This window comes from Plantactinospora sp. A48 (genome assembly GCF_055793945.1).
The window spans coordinates 18,339-37,725 of record NZ_JBTIXF010000047.1 but is presented as its reverse complement, the minus strand read 5'-3'; the positions used below and the strand labels follow the sequence as shown (position 1 = coordinate 37,725).

Sequence of the window (19,387 nt, the reverse complement as noted above, 5' to 3'; positions counted from 1 at the left end):
GTTATCGCATTTTGTATAGCAGGGACCCCTTGTCAACGGGCCGCGCAGCGCGCCGAGCGCTCAGCGCAGGTCGGACGCCACGAACGACCACACCTCCAGGTCCACCCGGCCGCCCTGGACGTACCCGGCGTTGCGGAGCAGCCCCTCGTAGCTGAACCCGGCCTTCTCCACCACCCGCCGGGAGGCGGTGTTACCCGGCGCCACCCGCACCTCGACCCGGTGGAAGCCATGTTCCAGCAGCAACGCGATCGCCACCGCGTCCACCGCCTCGGCGGCCAGGCCGAAACCCCGGGCCTCCGGCGCCATCGCGTACGACACCTCGGTGACCCGGCAGGCCCAGTCGGTCCGCTTGGTCCACAGGCACCCGACGAGCCGGTCGTCCTCGCGGCGCACCACCCCGTAGTGGTCACCGCTGCCGCTGTCCCGCCGTTCCTGGGCCATCTCGGTACACCAGCCACGGGCGTCCACGGTGCCCTGCTGCGGCAGCGGAAGCCAGCGCAGGGTCTGCTTGTCCGCGAAGACCCCGGCCACCGCGTCGATGTCGACCACGCTCAGTGGTCGGACATGGGCGCGCGGGGTCGAGACGATCAGCCGGGGAAAGCGGCGAACCGCGACGTGGCCGGTCACGCCGGACGGTCCGCGCCGGTGGAAGCGCCCCCGTCCGGCTCGGCCGACAGCGCCGGCGGCACCGGCACGCCGGACCCACCCGGTCCGGCGTAGGCCACCGGCGCCGCCGAAACAGGCACCGGCCGACCATCAACCGACGCCGCCGAAACAGGCACCGACCGACCGTCAACCGACGCCGAAGCGGGCACCGGCTCCGGCGCGGCGGAGACGGGCGCCGGCCGACCGTCAACCGACGCCGCCGAACCGAACGCCGCACCCACCGGCGACGGCGACAGGGGTGCCGCGCCCCCGCCCGACGGCGACGGCGACCGGGGGGCCGCGCTCACCGGCGGCGACGAGGGCGCCGGTACCAGCGTCGGGTCGGCATCGGAGGCCGCCGGGGCACCCCCGGCGGGGGTGAGCACCGACCGGGGTACCAGGGTCGGCCGGGTGGCCGACCGGTAGGCCGGCGCGGTCTGCTCGGCCGGCGCCGCGGCGGTCACCAGCCGACCGGCCAACCCCGGTACGCCGGCCCAGTGGACGGTGAGCTGGGAGGCGTGCACGCCGCGCCAGACGTGCCCCTCCTCGGTGCCACCCCAGCTCCACGCGGGGCTCTCACCGGAACGCGGTTGGACCACCCCGCGGTGCTGCTTGTAGCCCACCACCCGGTCACCGGGCTCGGCCACCACGCTCGCCGAACGGGCCGTCGCCTCCCGGTAGCCGGCCACCACCTGGTCGATGCTGCCACCCTCGGCGTCCAGCACGCCGCACATCGGGCGCCGGTCGAACTCGCGCAGCAGCCAGAGCATGCCGGTGCCCTCGGCGATCACCGGGTGCCCGGTCCGGGCCAGCTCGGCGACGGCGATACACAGCCGGCGGTTGGCCGACAGCTCCGGCGCGTACCCCTCCGGCAGGCCGCCGCCGACGACCAGGGCGTGCGTCCCGGCGGGAAGCGCCTCGTCCCGCAGCGGGTCGACGGTGACCACGTCGGCGCCGGCGGCGGCGAGCAGTTCCGCGGTCTCCGGATGGGAGTACGAGCCGGCGATGCCGCCGGCCACCGCCACCAGGGGCCGCTGACCCGGTGCCAGGGTGACCTGTTCGCCCGCCGGGCCGATGGCCGCGGCGTCGGCCGGGGACCAGGGCTCGACCGCCAGCCGGGGCGCCGAGGAGGCCAGCCGGATCATCCCGTCCAGGTCCACGGTGCCGCCCACGGCCTCGCCGAGCCGCCGTACCCCCTGCGCCGCCTCGACGCTGCCGCGCAGCACCGGGACCACGCCGTGCTGCCGGGACGGCAGCACGGTCGGCAGATCGCGGCGGCGGAGGGCGCCGAACACCGGGACCCCGATGTCGTCCAGCGCGTCCCGCAGCAGTTCCTCGTGGCGGTCCGAGGCGACCCGGTTGAGGATCACACCGCCCAGCCAGACCAGCTCGTCGTACGCGCGGAAGCCGTGTACCAGCGCGGCCACCGACTGGCCCATCGCGGCAACGTCGATCACCAGGACGACCGGGGCGCGCAACGTGGTGGCCACCGCCGCTGTGGAGTCGGCCTCGGGCCGGCCGGAGAGGCTGTCGAACAGGCCCATCGTGCCCTCGACCACCGCGATGTCGGCGCCCGCGGCGCCGTGCGCGAACAGCGGCCCGACCCGGTGCGGGCCGATGAGCCGGGGATCCAGGGTACGACCGGGCCGGCCCGCCGCGAGCCCGAGATAGGCCGCGTCCGTACGGTCCGGCCCGACCTTGAATCCGGTGGCGTCCAGGCCACGGGCCGCCCACGCGGCGAGCAGGCCGACGGTGATCGCCGTCTTGCCGTGACCGGATGAGGGTGCGCTCACGACCAGGCGTGGCACGGCGGTCATCATCGACTCCTCGGAGGTGTGCTGCCGGGATGATCTGGCACAACCGGGACGAGCCCGGCCGGACGAGCGGATGCCCGGCGTGACGATACCGGGCAGCTTGGACACAACACACCCCCCGCGGACGGCGCGCCGGCCGGTGGTCCCGGCCAGCCGGGTAGCCTCGGGGCGTGTACCGCTTCCTGTTCACGCCGCGCTGGCTGGGGTTTCTGGCCCTCACGCTGGCCGCCGCGACGGTGATGGTCCTGCTCGGCAATTGGCAATTGCACCGGTACCACCAGCGCGCCGGCACCAACGCGCGGATCGACGCGGCCGGGTCGGTCGCCCCGGCGCCGTTGGCCCAGGTGCTGCCCCCGGCCGGTACGACCGGCCGGGCCGGCGCCGAGCCGCCGGTGACCACCGAGTGGAGCCGGGTCACGGCCACCGGCACGTACGATCCGGCGAACCTCGTCCTGATCCGTGGTCGCACCGTGGACGGCCGGGTGGGATTCGAGGTGGTGACCCCGCTGCGGCTGGCCGACGGTTCGGCGGTACTGGTGGACCGGGGCTGGATCCCGCCGGCGCCCGGCGCCGCCACGGCGGTGCCCCAGGTGCCGGGCACACCCTCGGGTCAGGTCACGGTGGTGGCCAAGGTACGCCGGTCGGAGAGCCGGCCCGACGCGGTACGTCGGCTCGACGGGTGGCTGGAGTCCCGCCGGATCGCCGTGCCGCGACTCGCCGCCGAGCTGCCCTACCCGGTGCACGGCGGCTACCTCCTGCTCGACGAGCAGACCCCGGCCGCCGATCCGGCGTTCGTGCCCGTGCCCGTGGAGCACCAGAACGACTGGCAGAACGCCGGGTACGTGGTGCAGTGGTGGCTGTTCGCCGGGATGGTCCTCTTCGGGTACGGCTGGGCGGCTCGCCGCGAGGCGCGGGGCGACCGGCCCGCCGCCGTGGACCGGAACGCCGACCGCGTGGAACCGGTCCCGAGTACGCCCTGAGCGGTCCCCTCGCCGGCCGCTCCGACCGGGGTATGGACCGGGATCCCCGCGACGCTCAGCCGGCTGGCCGGCCGGCGTGGATGGCCCGGACGGCGTCGATGGTGTCGGCCTGAGCCGCCGTCTTGTCGTCCCGGTAGCGGACCACCCGGGCGAACCGTAGCGCCACCCCGCCCGGGTAGCGGGGGCTGCTCTGCACGCCGTCGAAGGCGATCTCCACCACCTGCTCGGGACGGACCCGCACCACCCGGTCACCCCGGTCGACGGCCAGGTCGAGGAAGCGTTCGGTCTGCCAGCGCAGCAGCTCGTCGGTGAGCCCCTTGAACGTCTTGCCGAGCATCACGAAACCACCGGTCTCCGGGTCGCGGGCGCCGAGGTGCAGGTTCGACAGCCAGCCCGTGCGCCGCCCGCTGCCCCACTCCACGGCCAGCACCACCAGGTCGAGGGTGTGCCGGGGCTTGACCTTGATCCACGCGGCGCCCCGCCGGCCGGCGTCGTACGGCGCGTCCGGCGCCTTGACCACGACGCCCTCCTGGCCGGCGTCGACGGCCGCCGCGAACGCGCTGGCGGCCTGCTCGGCGGTGTCCACCTCGACCCGACCGACGATCATGGGCGCGTCCACCGTCGCCGCCAGCGCGGACCACCGGTCCCGGCCGGGCTCGTCCAGCAGGTCCGCGCCGTCCAGGTGCAGCAGATCGAAGAAGTACGGCGTGAGGATGGTCGTGCCGCTCGACTCGGCGGCGGACAACACGCCGGCGGCGGCCGGCGCGGAGCCGGCGCTGCTCGCGGTGCGCCGCCGCGCCCCCCGGGTGGCGGCCCGGCTGGCGGTCTCCTGGAACGGCCTCGGCCGGCCGGCGGCGTCCAGCGCGATCGCCTCCCCGTCCAGCACCAGCTCCCGGGCCGGCAGCGCGCGGACCGCCGCCACCACCTCGGGCACCCGGGCGGTGATGTCGTCCAGGCTCCGGGTGAAGACCGAGATGTCGGCGCCGGACCGGTGGACCTGGATCCGGATCCCGTCAAGCTTCACGTCGACCACCGCCGGGGTGCCGGTGGCGGCCAGCGCCTCGTCGACCGAGGTGGCGCTCCGGGCGAGCATCGGGGCGAGCGGCCGGCCCACCGTCAGCGCGAACTCGCCCAACCCGGCCGCACCCCCGGTCAACGCGGCCACCGCGACCGCGCGCAGGTCGCCGGTGACCAGCAGGGCCCGCCGGACGAGCGCCAGGGGCACCTCCGCGGCGCGGGCCACCGCCTCGGCCAGCAGCCCCGCCTGCGCGCCCTGGCGCACCTCGCCGCTGAACAGGCCCACCAGCATCCGCTGCTCGTCCGAGGTCGCGCGGGCGAACAGACCGCCCAGCAACGCCCGGCGGCGGGCCTGGGATCCGGCCCCGGAAACCCCGGCCAGTTCCTCGATCGCCGCGTCGACGTCCCGGACCCCCAGGGACGGCTCGTCGGCCGGCGGCGGCAGCTCCCGCAGGCTCGCGTAGCCCACGCCGGTCTGCCGCTGTCGCAGCTCACCGGCCAGATATGCCGCGCCCACGCTGATCTCGTCCACGGCCAGCCCGCGCAACGCGCCCGCGAGCAACTCGACCTTGGCGCGCCGGCCGGAGGTCGCAGTCACCGCGGCGGAGGTGGCCGCCAGGTCGAGGAACCGCACGGTCCCATCCTGACAGCCACCCCCGACAACCGGGCCGGCTCGGCCGCACGGCCCGGGTCAAAGTGCCGGGCCGTGCGGGGGCTGGACCGGCACTTCCGCCCGGCCGTGCGGGGGCCGGACCGATGCTTCGACCCGGGCCGTGCGGGGCCGGGTCGGGTGTCACGCCGCGACGGGTTCCTCCACCCGCATCCCTCGGGCCCGGATCCCGTCGGCCACCCGACTGAGCGCGGCGTCGAGTGCCACGAGTGCGGTGGAAAGCTCGGCAAGCTGGTCCTTGAGCGTGTCGTCGGACCACGCGGAGACGTCGACGTCCCCCAGCGCACTGACGGCGGCGTCAAGCCGCGCAATGGCTTCGTTCGTACTCATGTTCGAAAGCTTACCGCACCGCAACCCCCGGTATGGGAAGTTCGCCGAACTTCCGTACCGCGTGTCGGCCGAGGTCAGGGGCGTCCCGTTCGCACCTTCGCGACGTTCGCCAACAGCAGCGCCTCGGCCAGGCAGACCCGGGCGAACTCGGCCAGGTGCAGGCTCTCGTTCGGCCCGTGCGCCCGGGAGTCGGGGTCCTCCACGCCGGTCACCAGGATCGCCGCCGCCGGGAACATCTCCTGGAAGGTCGCGATGAACGGGATCGAGCCACCGATGCCCACCTCCACCGGACGGGTACCGTCCCAGGCCGCCGTGAACGCCGCGCGGGCGGCGTCGTACATCGGGCCCGAACTGTCGATCACGCAGGGGTGACCGTCGTGTTCGAGGGTCACGGTCACCTCGGCGCCCCACGGAACGTGCTTCTCCAGGTGGGCGGCCAGGATGGCGTACGCGCGCTTCGGGTCGTCGCCGGGCGCGAGCCGCAGGCTCAGCTTCGCCTTGGCCACCGGGACCAGGGCGTTCGGGGCACCCGCCGTCGGCGGGGCGTCGACACCGAGGACCGCCAGGGCCGGCTTGGTCCAGATCCGGTCGGTCAGCCGGCCGGTGCCGATGAACTCGACCCCGTCGAGCATCCCCGCCTCGTGCCGCAGCCGGTCCGCCGGGTAGTCGACGGTCGCGCCGGTGTTGCCGACCAGCCCTTCGACCGCCACATCGCCCGCCTCGTCATGCAGCGTGGCGAGCAGCCGGGCCAGCACCGTCACGGCGTCCGGCACCACACCCCCGAACATCCCACTGTGTACGGCGTGCGTCGCGGTCCGGACCTCGACGAAACAGTTGACCACGCCACGCAGCGAGGTGGTCAACGCCGGCGTGCCGATGTCCCAGTTGCCCGAGTCGGCGATCACCATGACGTCGGCCGCCAACTCCGCCCGGTACTCGGTCAGCAGCCGCTCCAGCGAGTCGGACCCGAACTCCTCCTCGCCCTCGATGAACAGCACCACGCCCACCGGCAACCGGTCGCCGAACGCCCGCAGCGCCGCGACGTGGGCCATCACCCCGGCCTTGTCGTCGGCCGCGCCCCGCCCGAAGAGCCGACCGTCCCGCTCCACCGGCTCGAACGGGTCGCTCTCCCACAGCGCCCGGTCGCCCACCGGCTGAACGTCGTGGTGGGCGTAGAGCAGCACCGTGGGCGCGCCGGGCGGCGCGGGACGGCGCGCGATCACGGCGGGCTGGCCACCGGACCGGACGATCTTCACCTCGAGCGAGCAGCCCCGCAGCAGCTCGGCGACGGCCTCGGCGGACTGTTCGACGTACGAGTGGTCGAAGCCGTCGAAGGCGATGCCGGGGATGCGGATCAGCCGCTCCAGGTCGGCGCGGACGCCGGGCAGTTCCCGCTCGACGGCGGCACGCAGGTCGGACTCGCTGAGGATCGCTGTGGTCATGACCGCGATCGTAGGCCGCCGCACCGGGACCGACGGCCGGGGCTGGCGCCCCCACCCCGGGCCGGGCGCCGCCGGGCTGACCGCCGGCGCGCGGGGCCGGGCCGGCGGCGTACCCGGGATGGGTCAGCCGCCGTCCGGTCCGGCGCCGGCGCCCGGTCCCGGCCGGTAGTCGTCGGTTCCGCCGCCCGGCTGGCCGGGTCGCCGGGCCCGGGCGGCCCGCGCGGCGGCCTCGCCGGCCGAGCCGGCCCAGGCCCGCGCCCGGCCGACACCGCCGCCCACGAACGCACCGACGTCACCGGCGCCGTCGCCCAGCCGGCGCAGCAGGCCGACCAGCGGGTCCGCCGAGGAACCGAAGTCCTCCCGGTACGACTCGGCGGCGGCCCTGATCTCGTCGGTCACCGAGGAGGTGGCGTCCTCGGTGCGCCGGGGATAGTCACCGGCCAGGATCCGGCCGTACGCCCCCGAGTCGACCCACCGGCGCAGGTCGGCGGCGCGGGCCACCGGCACCGGATGGGTGCTCCACGCCGTCATCCGCAGCTTGTGGACGCTGTCCCGCAGGTCACCGCCGCCCTCGTACTCGCTGGCCTGTTCCAGGAACGCCGCCGTGTCGATCTGGCTGAGGTCGCCCCCGCCGGCCAGCTTGATCAGCAGCCGGGTGGCGGCGGCCGGATCCTGGCCGGCCAGCAATCCGGCCCGGTCGGCCGACAGTTCGGCCTTGCGCCACCACTCCAGCATCGCGGCGATGATCGCCCGCAGCGCGAGCGCGCCCACCGGCAGCCAGCTGAGGTTGGCCGCCCACCGGGTCAGGATGGTCAGCATCGTCTTGTAGACGGCGTGCCCGCTGCGTACGTGCCCGAGTTCGTGGCCGAGCAGGCAGCGCAGTTCGTCGTCGTCCAGCTGGTTGACCGCCGCCGAGCCGAGCACGACGAACGGCCGGTCCAGGCCCACCGCCTCGCCGGTGATCATCGGCGACTGGGTGACGAACAGTTCGGGCAGGTCGGGCAGGTCGAGCGCGGCGGCTGCCTCGGCGTACCGCTGGTGTACCCGGGGATACTGGCGATGATCGACGCGGATCCCGGCGGCCAGGTACGACAGCCGGAACGACCGCTCGTTCCACATCCCGAAGAACGCCTTGACCACCTCGTCGAAGCCGCGCAGCTCGCGCAACGCGGTCAGCGCACCCCGGTCGGCGGGATGTTCCCAGGCCCGGGACGAGATCCCGGTGAGCACCACCCGGCGCCGGGCCGGTAGCGCGGCGGTCTCGTCAGCAGTCGTCATGGGTGTCTCCGCTCGCCGGCCGGCCCCGCCGCCGGCCTTCGTGCCCGGCGGGCCACGCCCCGATCGTGCCGCAGCCGGCCCGCCACGTCCATGCCCTGCGGCAACCCATCACCGCAGGCGTTGGTACCGATGCTCCGGGTCGGGCAGCCCGCCGGGCGCCCCGTCGACGATCAGGTCGGCGGCCTCGGCCGTACCGTCGGTGGCGAAGTGCCCGACCTCGGCCGCCCGCCAGCGGATCAGCTGGGGCCGCAGCCGGGCGCCGTCCCGGGCCAGGGCCCGGTCCAGCCGCAACGTCTCGTCGGCGGTGACGAAGACCGCGAGGGACAACTCGGGGCGGATCACGGCGCGGGCCGCGCTGACCCCCTCCAGCAGCAGCACGCCGTGCGCCGGCACCGGTATCCGGGCGTCGGTGAACCGTTCGCGCAGCCAGCTGTACCGGTGGTAGCCGCCCGGCCGGCCGGACCGCAGTGGCGTCAGCACCTGCTCCTCCAGGCGGCTCCAGAAGGTGAACTGGTCGTCCCAGCCGTCCAGCAGGTCGTCCGTGTGCAGCACGGTGACCGCGCCCGGCACCGGCTGACCGGCCCCGACGGTGCGCAGCGCGGCGGCGAGCCGCTTGGTGAACAGGGTCTTGCCGGCGCCGCTGGGTCCGTCCACGGCGACCAGCCGGACGCCGCCGAGTCGGGCCGGCGCCGCCCGGATCCGCCGGGCCAGTTCCGCGTACGTCTCCAGCGTCGACACCGGCTCGTTTCCTCCGCCGTTCGAGGGTAGGTCGGTACCCAGCCTGCCACCGGTAGGCCCGGGCCGGGGTGGTGCGCCGCTACCGGCGCCGGACCGGCGGGGTTGGGCCGATGGTGCGCCGCTACCGGGGTCGGGCCGATGGTGCGCCGCTACCGGGGTCGGGCCGGTGGTGCGCCGGGCGGGACGAACGGCAGGCCGGGTCGGGGTCCGGACTCGATCAGCCGCCAGAGCCGGTCGGTGTCCAGGTGCTCCTCCACCAGATCGCCGAGCAGGTCGAGGGTCCGCTCGCGGACCGCTTCGAACGAGGTCTCCGGGGCCACCCGGAACCCGTGGCGACCGGCGAGCCGGGCCGCCTCGGTGAGGAACCGGCGGCGGAACCCGTCGGCGCAGAACGCGCCGTGCCAGTGGGTGCCGAACACCCCGCCCAGGACCGCTCCCTCGGGTCGGCCGTCGGAGTAGGTCAGGAAGGGCTCGCAACCCGGTCCGGTGGCGACGACACGACCGTGGTGGATCTCGTAGCCGTCCACCGGGACGGCGTCGAAGGCGGTGCCGGTGGACCGCAGCACCGTCTTGGACCGTTCGAACACCACCTCGGTCGGCAGCAGCCCCAGGCCGGTCACCTCACCCCGCCGGCTCTCGACGTCGTCGTGGACGCGCCGACCGAGCATCTGGAACCCGCCGCAGATGCCCAGCACCGGCCGACCGGCCGCGGCGTGCCGGCGTACCGCGTCGGCGAGGCCGGTCCGGTGGAGCCAGTCCAGGTCGTCGACGGTGGCCTTGGTGCCGGGCAGCACCACGAGATCGGCGGCGTCGATCTCGGCCGGTTCGACGGTGAACCGGACCCGGACCCCCGGTTCGACCGCCAGCGCCTCCAGGTCGGTCGCGTTGGAGATGCGCGGCAGCCGGATCGCCGCGACGTCCAGCCACTCGGTGCCGCGCGGCGCGGCGGGCCGGCCGAGCACCCGGCCATAGGCGAGGGAATCCTCCGCGTCGAGCCAGAGGTCGACGTTCCACGGCAGCACCCCGTACGTCGGCCGGCCGGTCACCTCGGTGAGCATGTCCAGTCCGGGACGCAGCAGGTCGAGATCGCCACGGAACTTGTTGACGACGTACCCGGCCAGGAGCGCCTGGTCGGCGGCGTCCAGCAGGGCCAGGGTGCCGAACATCGCCGCGAAGACGCCACCCCGGTCGATGTCGCCGACCACGATCGCCGGCAGCCCGGCCTGTCTCGCCAGGCCCATGTTCACGTAGTCGGTGTCGCGGAGGTTGATCTCGGTGGGGCTGCCGGCGCCCTCGCAGATCACCGCGTCGTACCGGTCGCGCAACTCGGTCAGCGCGGCGAAGGCCGTCTCGGCGAGTCGAGGGCGCAGCGCCCGGAAGTTGGCCGCGTCGATGGTGTCGACGGCCTCGCCCAGCAGCACCACCTGGCTGGAACGGTCGCTGCCGGGCTTCAACAGGACCGGGTTGAACCGCAGGTCGGGGGCGAGCCCGCAGGCGGCGGCCTGCATGGCCTGGGCGCGGCCGATCTCACCACCCCGGCCGTCGGTCCCGACCACCACCGCCGAGTTGTTGGACATGTTCTGCGCCTTGAACGGTGCCACCGAGACACCCTTGCGGTGCAGCCAGCGGCAGATGCCGGCGGTCACGACGCTCTTGCCGGCGTCCGAGGTGGTCCCCGCGACCAGCAGCCCGCCGCTCACGGACGTCCACCCGGTGACCCGGACGCGGTGGCGCGTGCAGCCCGACGCCGCCCCGCCCCGGACCGGACGGTCGCCACGACGACGGCGCCGCACACCGCGGCCAGGCCCACGGCCCGGGAGATCCGCACCGCCCGGGTGATGTGCCGGAACTCCGGTCGCGGCCCGTCACCGAGGTACGGCCGGACCTCCACCCGACCCGAGTAGACGTTGCGACCGCCGAGCCGCACCCCGAGGGCGCCGGCCATCGCCGCCTCGCACTGCCCGGCGTTGGGACTGGGATGGGCGGACCGGTCGCGCCGCCAGACCCGCCAGGCCCGCTCCCGGTCGCCGTGTGCCACCGGGGCGACGGCGACGGTCAGCAGCCCGGTCAACCGGGCCGGTGCCAGGTTGAGCAGGTCGTCCAGCCGCGCCGCCACCGTGCCGAACCGGGCGTACCGGGCGGAGCGGTGGCCGATCATCGCGTCCAGGGTGTTGACGGCCCGGTAGCCGAGCAGCCCCGGAAGCCCCGCCACCGCTCCCCAGAACAGCGGCGCCACCACGGCGTCGGCGGTGTTCTCGGCGACCGACTCAACCGTCGCCCGGGCGAGTTCGGCCTCGTCCAGCTCGGACGGGTCCCGGCCGCACAGGTGGTTGAGCCGGGCCCGGGCACCGGGCAGGTCGTCCCGGCTCAGCGCCCGAGCCATGACCCGACCCTCCCGGCGCAGCGTCCGCCCGCCGAGCACCGCCCACGTCCCGGCGGCCACCAGCGCGGCACGCGCCACGGGGCTGCGCCGGGTGAGCGCGGCACCGGCCACCCCGAGCAGCACCGTGGCCCCGACCGCGACGGCGGTGTGCGTGCCACCGGCCCCGTGGGCGTCCCGGTAGGTCCGCCGCTCCAACGCGGCAGCCGCCCGGCCGAACCCGGCCACCGGGTGCCACCGGGCCGGATCGCCGAACACGGCATCCGCCGCATAGCCGGCGGCCAGCCCCACCGCGTCCGCCGGCCAGGCCCGCACCGCTCGTCCCAGGTCCATGCCCTCCCCCTCGGTCAGGTCCGTGCGGGCAGCCTAGGGCCCTCGCTGGTGGGTGGGGAGGCGGCCTCCCGGTGCCGCCCAGGACCGCCTCCCCACCGCTGGCGCCGCCCGTTGCCGCGAGCGGCGCCCGGCCGGCCGGACGGATCCGCCGCCCGGCCGGCCCACGGTCAGACGCCGGCGGTGGCCCGCGCCCGTCCGCGTCGACCCCGCGGACCGGACCCCTCCGCCGGTCCACTGGTCGTCTCCGGACCGGCCCCCACCGCCGGTCCATTGGGCGTCTCCGAGCCGGTCCCCTCCGGTCCACCGGTCGTCTCCGGACCGGTCCCCCCGGTCCTGTCGGCCGACCCGGCTCCGTCGGCCGACCCGGCTCCGTCGGCCGACCCGGCACGGTTGGCCGACCCGGACACGTCGGCCGGCCCGATCTCGCGGTCGACGTCGAGCAGCGGACCGAGGTCCAGATCGAGGCCGACCGGCTTGCGGCGATCGGCCGGCTCATCGACATCGACCGGCTCATCGGCGTCGTCGCCGGGCACGATGAACCCGTCCTCCTCGACGCCGTCCGGCGACCCGTACCCGAGGAATCGCCGGTCGGCCGCGACGATCGAGCGGTAGCCGCCGGAGGGTGGGAACGGCTCGTCGGCCAGCTCCCCGTCCTCGTCCACGGGAACCTCACCCGGCCGCGAAGGAGCCTCGGAGAGTGGCACCGACTCGCTGGCCTCGCCCCTGATCCGCGCCTCCGCCTCGTCGTCCTCGACGGTGCTGGTGGCGAGGTTGGGCCGGTTCCGGACGAACTTCGCCCGGCCCCGGGACAGGTCGTGTCCGATGGCCACGGCCTCCAACTCGTAGAGCGTGCGGTGGGTCCCGGCGTCGTCGGTCCAGTCCCGGGTGTAGAGCCGGCCGACCACCACCACCGGGTCACCGACCATGACCGAGGCCGCCACTCCCTCGGCCAACCGGCGCCAGCAGTTGACCCGGACCCGGAGGCTGTTCCCGTCGATCCAGCGCCCGGTGTCCCGGTCGAGCCGGCGGGCGGTCGAGGCGATCTTGAAATTGGCCACCAGGGTGGCGCTCTGGGTGGTCCGCCGCCATTCGGGGGCGGTGAGAACATTGCCCACGATCGTTACGTACGTATCGAACATCTCGTCTCCACTGGTCGAGGCTTGCGGTCCGAACCGGCTCGCCATCCAGCCTCGGTCCACGCCGGAGCCGTCACCAGCACCGGTTCCCTGGCTGTGGACAACGGGGCGGCCTGTGGAAAACAACCTGATCAAGCAAAGCTCTGCTATGGCGCGCTACCGTCGAGCAGGTGGAACCCGATGTGCTCGGCCCGCCGTACGAGTGCCAGACCATCGACCTCGGCCACGACGACGAGGGACCGGTCGTCGCGACCCTGGTCCGGCGGCGGGCGACGAACCGCACCGGCCGCGCGGTGCTGTACCTGCACGGCTTCGTCGACTACTTCTTCCAGACCCACCTGGCCGACTTCTTCGTCGCCCGTGGCTGGGACTTCTACGCGCTCGACCTGCGTAAATACGGTCGCAGCCTGCTGCCCCACCAGACGCCCAACTTCTGCCGGGACCTCAGTGAGTACTTCCCGGAGCTGGACGAGGCCGCCCGGCTCATCCGGGCGGACGGCAACGACGTGCTGCTGATCAACGGCCACTCCACCGGTGGACTCATCGCGGCCGTCTGGGCCGACGCGCGCCGCGCCGACGGCCTGGTCGACGGACTGTTCCTGAACAGCCCGTTCTTCGACATCAACGCCCCGTGGCTGGTCCGCCGGCCCCTGGCCGCCGTCGTCGCCCGGGTCGGCCGCCGCGCGCCGTACCGCGCCGTGCCCCGCACGCTCTCCCCGGTGTACGGCCAGAGCCTGCACGCCGACCACCGGGGTGAGTGGCGCTACGACCTGGACTGGAAGCCGCTCGCCGGCTTCCCGGTCCGGGCCGGCTGGCTCGGCGCGATCCGCGCGGCCCAGCGGCGGCTGCGGGCCGGACTGGCGATCCCGGCGCCGATCCTGCTGGCCTGCTCGGCCCGGACCTTCCGGGGCAGCCGGTGGCACGACTCGGCGGCACTCGCCGATGCCGTGCTGGACGTGGAACACATGGTGCGCTGGGCACCCCGGCTCGGCCAACACGTCACGGTGGCCCGCTTCGACGGCGGGATGCACGACCTCACGTTGTCCGGCCCGGCGGTCCGGGAACGCCTGTTCAGCGAGCTGGGTCGCTGGGTGGACGCCTTCGTGGTCCGGGACGACGCCCTGCGGGACGCCTCGGCGGATCCGACCAGAGTTCCGCGGGGTCGTCAGCCGCTCGCGGTGCCGGCGGATGGTACCGACGCGCCCCCGGGGGCAGTTCCGGCGCCGGCCGGTCAGCCCACTCCGGCTCCGGCGCCGGCCGGTCCCACGACCGCGGCTCCGGCTCCGCCTCGTACGCCGGCCGGTCCCACGACTGAGACTGCGGCGCGTACGCCGGCCGGTCGCCCCACGGCTGGGGTTGCGGCTCCGGCTCATACGGCGGACCCGACCTCGGCGGCTCGTACGGCGGACCCGACCTCGGCGGCTCGTACGGCGGACCCGACCTCGGCTCGTACGGTGCCCGAGCTGGCGGACCCGACCTCGGCTCGTACGGTGTCCCGGCCCGGGCCGGCGTCGGCTCGTACGGCAGCCATGTCCCCTGGTTCCAAACCAGCAGGTCCCGACTGAGCAGGTGATCGTTGCCGGCGAAGAAGATCCGGTCGACGGCCCGCCGGACCCGTTCGAGGCCGGGCCGCGACCCGGTACCGGTCAGGATCACCACGTCCCGGGCCGGTACCCCGACGACCGGATCGCCCGGCACGGCGTTGACCAGATCCAGCCACACCTCGTCGGCGAGCAGGGCGGAGGACTCCAGGCCACGTTCGAGGCCGGTGAAGGAGAGCATCGGCGCCGGCGGCTGCCCGTCGATCCGCAGCCGGACCAACGCCCGGTCCAGGTTCTCCAGCGCCGTCCGGCGCAGCACCCGCCGGGGCACCCCGATCTGGTCCAGGTCCGCCCAGGTCACCAACCGCTGCCCGTACGGTGGCCCGTAGGAGTAGGCGACGCCGACCTCTTCGGTGAACTCGTCGATCACGTGGTCCGGGCCCACCTGCGGGTCGGCCGCCGACAACAGGACCGGCAGAAACCGGGTACGCGTCACCTTCACCCGGAAAACCTAGTATGGCCTCGCCGGTTCGGTCATCCCTGGTTATCGGGTATCTCCCTGGACCCTGCTCCCGGGTACCCTCTTGGCGCACCGTTTGGCGCCCGTAGCTCAGCGGATAGAGCAGGGGACTTCTAATCCCAAGGCCGCAGGTTCGAATCCTGCCGGGCGCACCCAACCTGTCAGCAGACGAAACCCTCAACCCTGATCGAGGGCGCGGAGTTCGCGATCTTTCGCCTGGATGCGAAGGTCCGTCGTGACGGCTGTGGCGGTGGTCGAGGGCGACAGCGAGACGGCGTCGCGTGGTCACGCGACGTGGCCGGTTACCTGCTCGGAAGATTTGTCAGTATGGGCGCATGGAGTTGCGTCAGTTTGAGTACTTCGTGGCTGTCGCAGAGCAGCTGCACTTCGGGCGTGCGGCCGAGAGGTTGTCGATCGGCCAACCCGCAGTGAGCCAGCAGGTCGCCCGGCTGGAGCGCGAGTTGGGGGTCTGCCTGTTCGACCGGTCAGCGCGGACCGTGCGGCTGACCGCCGCCGGAAACCGGTTGCTGCCCGAGGCGCGCGCCGTGTTGACCGCCGCCGACCGGGCTCGGCTGGCGGTCGCGGCCTCGGCGAGCGGGACCGCGACCCGGACCCTGCGGCTGGGCAGCAGCACCGGCCTGGGCGACCGGCTGGCACGGGTACTCCAGGCACTGCGGGAAGCTCAGCCGGACACGGAGGCGGCTCTGGTCAGCGCGCCGACCCGGGCCCGCCTGGAGCGGGTGGCCAGCGGGCAGCTCGACGCCGCGTTCGTCCGTGGGGTGCCGTCCGCACCCGGCGTGGAACTGATCGAGGTGTGGCGGGATCGACTGTTGGTGGCGCTGCCCGCCACTCACGAGCTGGCCGGGTCGAGCGTCGTCCGGCTGGCCGCGCTGGCGCAGCTTCCGCTGCGGATCGCGCCCCGCCGGCTCAACCCGCCACTGGTCGACCTCTTGTTGGGCGCCTGCGCGGCGGCCGGGTTCACGCCGATACCCGGAGCCCACCCAGACACGCTCGAAAACACTCTGGCCGCGATGACCGCGGGTCCAGCGAACTGGACCGTGCTGTACGAGGCCCACGCCCGTGCCCTGAACCTGCCCCGGGTGGCGTTTCGGCCCACCGATCCCGAGCTCGTCATGCCGACCGCGCTGGCGGTCCGGGAGGACGCGACGTCGCGGACGGTGGCTCCCCTACTCCGGGCCTGTGCGATAGCCGCTCACGACTGATCGCCCGTTGGATCACCGAAAAGGACCCGCTGGGCGTACCCCGTGTCGAAGTACTCGCGCACTGCGGCGATCTTTCCTTCGCGGACTACGAAGACGACGGCGTAGTCGTTCTCGTAGCGCTGGCCGTTACGGGTGGTGGCACGGCTGGTCCACTCCGCGACGACAGTGTCGCCGTCCGCGACGATTCCCCTGAGTACCTGGGTGACTGGCTTACTGGTATCGAGGCGGTCCACCATCGCGGCGAGGAAGGTGTCGAGGATTTCTCCCGGCCCGGTCCACGTTCCCGATACGGGTAGGTCTCCGCGCAGCCACCAGGTCGCGTCCGAGGTGAAGCTCGCCCGTAGTGCGTCAACGTCACCCTTCTGCAGGGAGGCGACATAGTCGCGGACGACGGCCCTGCTTCGTTCGGTGCCGGACATCTCTACTCCTTCTACTCGGTCTGCTGGCAGGTCGCGCTCAGCCATGTTGTGCAACATGCGCGTCGCGCTGCGAATCGATGGTGAGGACCGCGTTGCCGCGGATCTCTCGGGCCACCAGCGCGCGCAGCAGCTCTGGTGTCTTGCGCCAGGTCTCGACGCGGCCGATCTCGGGGTGCAGGTGGCCGCCGGTGACGAGCCGGACCAGCGTGGAAAGGTCCTCGCCGTCTGGGATGTCGCTGTCCAGGTAGCTGAACTTGCGCATCGTCGCGCTCGCGCCGCCGCGCCAGTCGAAGAAGTCCATCGTGGGCGGTGTCCGGCTCGCCTGCCCGAGCCACAGGAACAACCCACGCGGGTGCAGCCGCGACCAGGCGGTCGAGAAGGTGGGCCCACCGACGGATTCGACGACCACATCGAAGGGACCTTCGGCCTTCTCCACGTCGTCCACCAGTTCCGCGGCCCCGCACTCGATCAGCCGCCGGCCCCGCTGCGAGGTGGCGACGACCACCGTGACAAGCGCGCCCTGGCCGGCGGCCAGCTCGGTGAAGTAGTGGCCGACGCCGCCGGAAGCCCCCGTGAGCAGGATCCGGCGACCCGCCAACGGTCCGAGCACGCGGACCATCCGCAGCGCGGTCAGGCCGGCTAACGGCAGGGCGGCGGCCGTTGTGGTCGCCAGAGTGGCCGGGAGGGCGGCGACCTTGCTGACCGGTACCGCCACCTCCTGCGCCCAGCCACCCTGCGCTGGGTGCGCGACCACCCGCTGGCCGACCTCGGGACCCCCGTCGGCGGCGGCGCGGACGACCGTACCAGCGACGTCCTTGCCCGGTCGCCAGCCCGGCGGCGGCGCCTCCAGCAGGAACGTCTCGCCCCGGTTGATCGAGTACGCCTCGACGGAGACGATGACCTCGTCCGGCGCCGGTCGTGGAGGATCGACCTCGGCCATGATGATCGGCTCGGCGCCGCGCCGTCCGGGTATCCACGCGTGCATGTCGAATCCCTCTCCGTCGTCCGGACCGCTTCAGCGCTTGTCGGCGGTGAGGGCCCCGCCTTGGCCCCAGTTCTCGGTAGGGGTCTCCTGGATCCGGATCTGCACGGTGTCGGCGGTTACGCCGAGTGTGTCGACGAAGGGGTCGGTGATCCGCTCGACCAAGGCGCGTTTCAGGTCGACGGTGCGGGGACCCTGAAGAACGGTGACAGTGGGCATGGCGACCTCCTGGTTACGGTGCGCGACGGTGATCGGCCGTTCCCGTCCATTGGACGACGGCACCGCACATCTGATCGAGATCCGATCAACAATCGCAGCCATCACGATCACCGATCGATCGGCCGGATCAGCCGGATGCATCCCCAGCTGGTACGGCCGAGGCCGCCGGAACCCGTGCGGGGCGTGGCCACGGCACTGGTCACTCATCTTCGGCCGGCATCGACCCCGCCTCGATCCCATCGCGTCACCCGTGACCAGGCGTACGCCGGCCAGGGTCACCCGGTGCCGCGGACCGGCACCCCGCCACGGAGCGACCTGTTGTCCAGGCAGCAGCGGACGAAGTCCTGGACGACGGGGTTGGTGTCGGCGGTCGCCGGCCACGCGACGCCGACCTGGCTGGGGCTGACGCCGGTGACGGGCCGATAGGTGAGCTCGGGGCGTCCGTAGTAACGGGCCGCCGATTCGGGGGCCAGCGCGATGCCGTGGCCGCTGGCGATCGCGGTCAGCCAGTCCTCGGGCTGGCCACTTTCGGTGACGGCTCCGATCCGGACCGGGTGGCCCTCCCGCTCGTCGACGGCCAGCCACCAGTCCCGCCACCAGCCGGTTTCGGCCGGGGCGGCGACGAACGGTTCGTCCCACAGGTCCCGGAAGGCGATGTGCTCGCGCCCGGCCAGCGGGTGGGTGACCGGTAGCACCACCCAGCGAGGCTCGGTGAACAGCACCTCGGTACGCAGGCTGTCCTGCCTGGGAAAGGGCAGTCGCAGCAGGGCGACATCGGTGTCGCCGCTGGCCAGCCCGGCGGTGGGGTCGGTCCAGGCGGCGGCGCGCATCTCCACCCGCCAGCCCGGCCGGCGGTGCACGAAGGTGGCGATGATCTGCTGGGTGGCCTCGTTGGCGGCGCCGGCCAGGGATCCGACCCGCAGCACCCGGGCGGCCCGGCTGGCGGCGCTCCGCGCCTCTCGCATCGCCTGGTCGAACCCGGCCAGCACCGTGGGTACCCGCTCGGCGAGTGTCTGTCCGGCCGCGGTGGGTGTCATTCCGGCCCGGGAACGGACGAACAGCGGCGTTCCCAGCCGGCTCTCCAACTGCCTTATCTGCTTGGTCAGCGCCGGCTGCGACACGAACAGCCGTTCCGCCGCCCGGGTGAGATTCCCTTCCTCGGCGACGGCGACAAAGGAGCGCAGCAGCCGAGTGTCGACGTCCATGCCATCAGGTTATGGATACCGCTATTGGACGCAGGCATGGCCTCCTGACGAGGCTTGATCCGTCCGCGACGCCGGTCCCGGCAGCCGGAGAAACGAAAAGAGGGTGAACGAAAAGTGCTGGTAACTTACGTGATCGTCACCGTGGTCACCATTGTGGCCAACGCGTGGGTGGCGGTCGCCGATCTCATGCGGGCCAGGTTCGTCCTCGCCAACATGGCGGAGGTGGGTGTGCCGAGGCCCTGGTTGATCCCGCTCGGGGTCCTCAAAGGCGCCGGAGCGGCCGGGCTCCTGCTGGGGCTGCTCGGCCTGCGACCCCTCGGGTTCGCTGCCGCGATCGGACTCGTCCTGTTCTTCGCCGGAGCCCTGGTGACGCACGTCCGGGCCCGCGTCTTCCACAACATCGCGATCCCCGGCGCCTACTTCGCGCTGGCGATCGCATCCGCGGTCCTCGCGGTCGCCGCCCCCTGATCCACTTGAGCCTGGCTCGGAGGACCGGTGATACTCCGGGTCCGAGC

General features: G+C 73.6%; 18 protein-coding genes, 1 tRNA gene and 1 pseudogene. 6 read left to right on the top strand and 14 right to left on the bottom strand.

Annotation, left to right across the window (positions count from 1 at the left end; all coding sequences use genetic code 11):
- Positions 1-60: 60 nt before the first annotated feature.
- Both ACXN5W_RS21830 and ACXN5W_RS21825 read right to left on the bottom strand, forming a co-directional pair.
- On the bottom strand, positions 61-627 hold the full coding sequence (locus tag ACXN5W_RS21830) for a GNAT family N-acetyltransferase (protein ID WP_473160202.1): 567 nt from the start codon (positions 625-627) through the stop codon (positions 61-63).
- Positions 624-2,462, bottom strand: coding sequence for a cobyrinate a,c-diamide synthase (locus ACXN5W_RS21825; RefSeq protein WP_473160201.1), 1,839 nt, complete (start codon positions 2,460-2,462; stop codon positions 624-626). Before ACXN5W_RS21825 ends, ACXN5W_RS21830 begins: the two co-directional genes overlap by 4 nt.
- A 167-nt stretch (positions 2,463-2,629) precedes the next feature.
- Between ACXN5W_RS21825 and ACXN5W_RS21820 the strand changes: the two genes are divergently transcribed.
- A complete protein-coding gene (locus ACXN5W_RS21820; protein ID WP_473160200.1) occupies positions 2,630-3,439 on the top strand; it encodes an SURF1 family cytochrome oxidase biogenesis protein in 810 nt (269 codons plus the stop codon).
- 55 nt (positions 3,440-3,494) lie between these two features.
- Here ACXN5W_RS21820 and ACXN5W_RS21815 read toward each other — a convergent pair whose 3' ends face one another.
- The 8 genes from ACXN5W_RS21815 to ACXN5W_RS21780 form a co-directional block, all read right to left on the bottom strand.
- Positions 3,495-5,090: an ATP-dependent DNA ligase gene (locus ACXN5W_RS21815; protein WP_473160199.1), complete on the bottom strand. Its 1,596-nt coding sequence runs from the start codon at positions 5,088-5,090 to the stop codon at positions 3,495-3,497.
- Between the two features lie 159 nt (positions 5,091-5,249).
- On the bottom strand, positions 5,250-5,456 hold the full coding sequence (locus ACXN5W_RS21810) for a hypothetical protein (RefSeq protein ID WP_473160198.1): 207 nt from the start codon (positions 5,454-5,456) through the stop codon (positions 5,250-5,252).
- Positions 5,457-5,530: 74 nt separating this feature from the next.
- Positions 5,531-6,898 (bottom strand): M20/M25/M40 family metallo-hydrolase, encoded by a 1,368-nt coding sequence (locus tag ACXN5W_RS21805; protein WP_473160197.1) that lies wholly within the window; start codon positions 6,896-6,898, stop codon positions 5,531-5,533.
- A 123-nt stretch (positions 6,899-7,021) separates the two neighbouring features.
- A complete protein-coding gene (locus ACXN5W_RS21800) occupies positions 7,022-8,176 on the bottom strand; it encodes a M48 family metallopeptidase (RefSeq protein WP_473160196.1) in 1,155 nt (384 codons plus the stop codon).
- 108 nt (positions 8,177-8,284) lie between these two features.
- Positions 8,285-8,905, bottom strand: coding sequence for a uridine kinase family protein (locus ACXN5W_RS21795; protein ID WP_473160210.1), 621 nt, complete (start codon positions 8,903-8,905; stop codon positions 8,285-8,287).
- Positions 8,906-9,063: 158 nt separating this feature from the next.
- Entirely contained in the window at positions 9,064-10,614 is a 1,551-nt protein-coding gene (locus ACXN5W_RS21790) for a cobyric acid synthase (RefSeq protein WP_473160195.1), read from the bottom strand.
- A complete protein-coding gene (locus ACXN5W_RS21785) occupies positions 10,611-11,627 on the bottom strand; it encodes a cobalamin biosynthesis protein (RefSeq protein ID WP_473160194.1) in 1,017 nt (338 codons plus the stop codon). The genes ACXN5W_RS21790 and ACXN5W_RS21785 overlap by 4 nt, the downstream gene beginning before the upstream one ends.
- Positions 11,628-11,794: 167 nt before the next feature.
- Positions 11,795-12,766, bottom strand: a complete 972-nt coding sequence (locus ACXN5W_RS21780) for a single-stranded DNA-binding protein (protein WP_473160193.1) — start codon at positions 12,764-12,766, stop codon at positions 11,795-11,797.
- A 167-nt stretch (positions 12,767-12,933) separates the two neighbouring features.
- On the opposite strand from ACXN5W_RS21780, the pseudogene ACXN5W_RS21775 reads away from it, so the two are divergent.
- The 4 genes and pseudogenes from ACXN5W_RS21775 to ACXN5W_RS21760 form a co-directional block, all read left to right on the top strand.
- Positions 12,934-13,867 (top strand): annotated as a pseudogene (locus ACXN5W_RS21775) (alpha/beta hydrolase); the annotation flags it as partial.
- A 664-nt stretch (positions 13,868-14,531) separates the two neighbouring features.
- Positions 14,532-14,693: a hypothetical protein gene (locus ACXN5W_RS21770; RefSeq protein ID WP_473160192.1), complete on the top strand. Its 162-nt coding sequence runs from the start codon at positions 14,532-14,534 to the stop codon at positions 14,691-14,693.
- Positions 14,694-14,903: 210 nt separating this feature from the next.
- Positions 14,904-14,976, top strand: a tRNA-Arg gene (locus ACXN5W_RS21765).
- Positions 14,977-15,159: 183 nt separating this feature from the next.
- On the top strand, positions 15,160-16,047 hold the full coding sequence (locus tag ACXN5W_RS21760) for a LysR family transcriptional regulator (protein ID WP_473160191.1): 888 nt from the start codon (positions 15,160-15,162) through the stop codon (positions 16,045-16,047).
- On the opposite strand, the gene ACXN5W_RS21755 is transcribed toward ACXN5W_RS21760, so the two are convergent.
- From ACXN5W_RS21755 to ACXN5W_RS21740, 4 genes are all read right to left on the bottom strand, one after another.
- Positions 16,038-16,466, bottom strand: coding sequence for a nuclear transport factor 2 family protein (locus ACXN5W_RS21755; protein WP_473160190.1), 429 nt, complete (start codon positions 16,464-16,466; stop codon positions 16,038-16,040). The genes ACXN5W_RS21760 and ACXN5W_RS21755 overlap by 10 nt on opposite strands.
- Positions 16,467-16,503: 37 nt before the next feature.
- Positions 16,504-17,451 (bottom strand): zinc-binding dehydrogenase, encoded by a 948-nt coding sequence (locus ACXN5W_RS21750; protein ID WP_473160189.1) that lies wholly within the window; start codon positions 17,449-17,451, stop codon positions 16,504-16,506.
- A 30-nt stretch (positions 17,452-17,481) separates the two neighbouring features.
- A complete protein-coding gene (locus tag ACXN5W_RS21745) occupies positions 17,482-17,808 on the bottom strand; it encodes a tautomerase family protein (protein ID WP_473160188.1) in 327 nt (108 codons plus the stop codon).
- A 134-nt stretch (positions 17,809-17,942) separates the two neighbouring features.
- Positions 17,943-18,872: a LysR family transcriptional regulator gene (locus ACXN5W_RS21740; RefSeq protein ID WP_473160187.1), complete on the bottom strand. Its 930-nt coding sequence runs from the start codon at positions 18,870-18,872 to the stop codon at positions 17,943-17,945.
- Positions 18,873-18,986: 114 nt separating this feature from the next.
- Here ACXN5W_RS21740 and ACXN5W_RS21735 point away from each other — a divergent pair, with 114 nt between their 5' ends.
- Positions 18,987-19,340: a DoxX family protein gene (locus ACXN5W_RS21735; protein WP_473160186.1), complete on the top strand. Its 354-nt coding sequence runs from the start codon at positions 18,987-18,989 to the stop codon at positions 19,338-19,340.
- Positions 19,341-19,387 lie beyond the last annotated feature (47 nt).

Coding starts and splice junctions, on each gene's coding strand:
- ACXN5W_RS21800 (WP_473160196.1), bottom strand. CDS start 8,176: ATGACGACTGCTGACGAGACCGCCGCGCTACCGGCCCGGCGCCGGGTG.
- ACXN5W_RS21740 (WP_473160187.1), bottom strand. CDS start 18,872: ATGGACGTCGACACTCGGCTGCTGCGCTCCTTTGTCGCCGTCGCCGAG.
- ACXN5W_RS21755 (WP_473160190.1), bottom strand. CDS start 16,466: ATGTCCGGCACCGAACGAAGCAGGGCCGTCGTCCGCGACTATGTCGCC.
- ACXN5W_RS21780 (WP_473160193.1), bottom strand. CDS start 12,766: ATGTTCGATACGTACGTAACGATCGTGGGCAATGTTCTCACCGCCCCC.
- ACXN5W_RS21760 (WP_473160191.1), top strand. CDS start 15,160: ATGGAGTTGCGTCAGTTTGAGTACTTCGTGGCTGTCGCAGAGCAGCTG.
- ACXN5W_RS21745 (WP_473160188.1), bottom strand. CDS start 17,808: ATGCATCCGGCTGATCCGGCCGATCGATCGGTGATCGTGATGGCTGCG.
- ACXN5W_RS21750 (WP_473160189.1), bottom strand. CDS start 17,451: ATGCACGCGTGGATACCCGGACGGCGCGGCGCCGAGCCGATCATCATG.
- ACXN5W_RS21805 (WP_473160197.1), bottom strand. CDS start 6,898: ATGACCACAGCGATCCTCAGCGAGTCCGACCTGCGTGCCGCCGTCGAG.
- ACXN5W_RS21785 (WP_473160194.1), bottom strand. CDS start 11,627: ATGGACCTGGGACGAGCGGTGCGGGCCTGGCCGGCGGACGCGGTGGGG.
- ACXN5W_RS21825 (WP_473160201.1), bottom strand. CDS start 2,462: ATGACCGCCGTGCCACGCCTGGTCGTGAGCGCACCCTCATCCGGTCAC.
- ACXN5W_RS21810 (WP_473160198.1), bottom strand. CDS start 5,456: ATGAGTACGAACGAAGCCATTGCGCGGCTTGACGCCGCCGTCAGTGCG.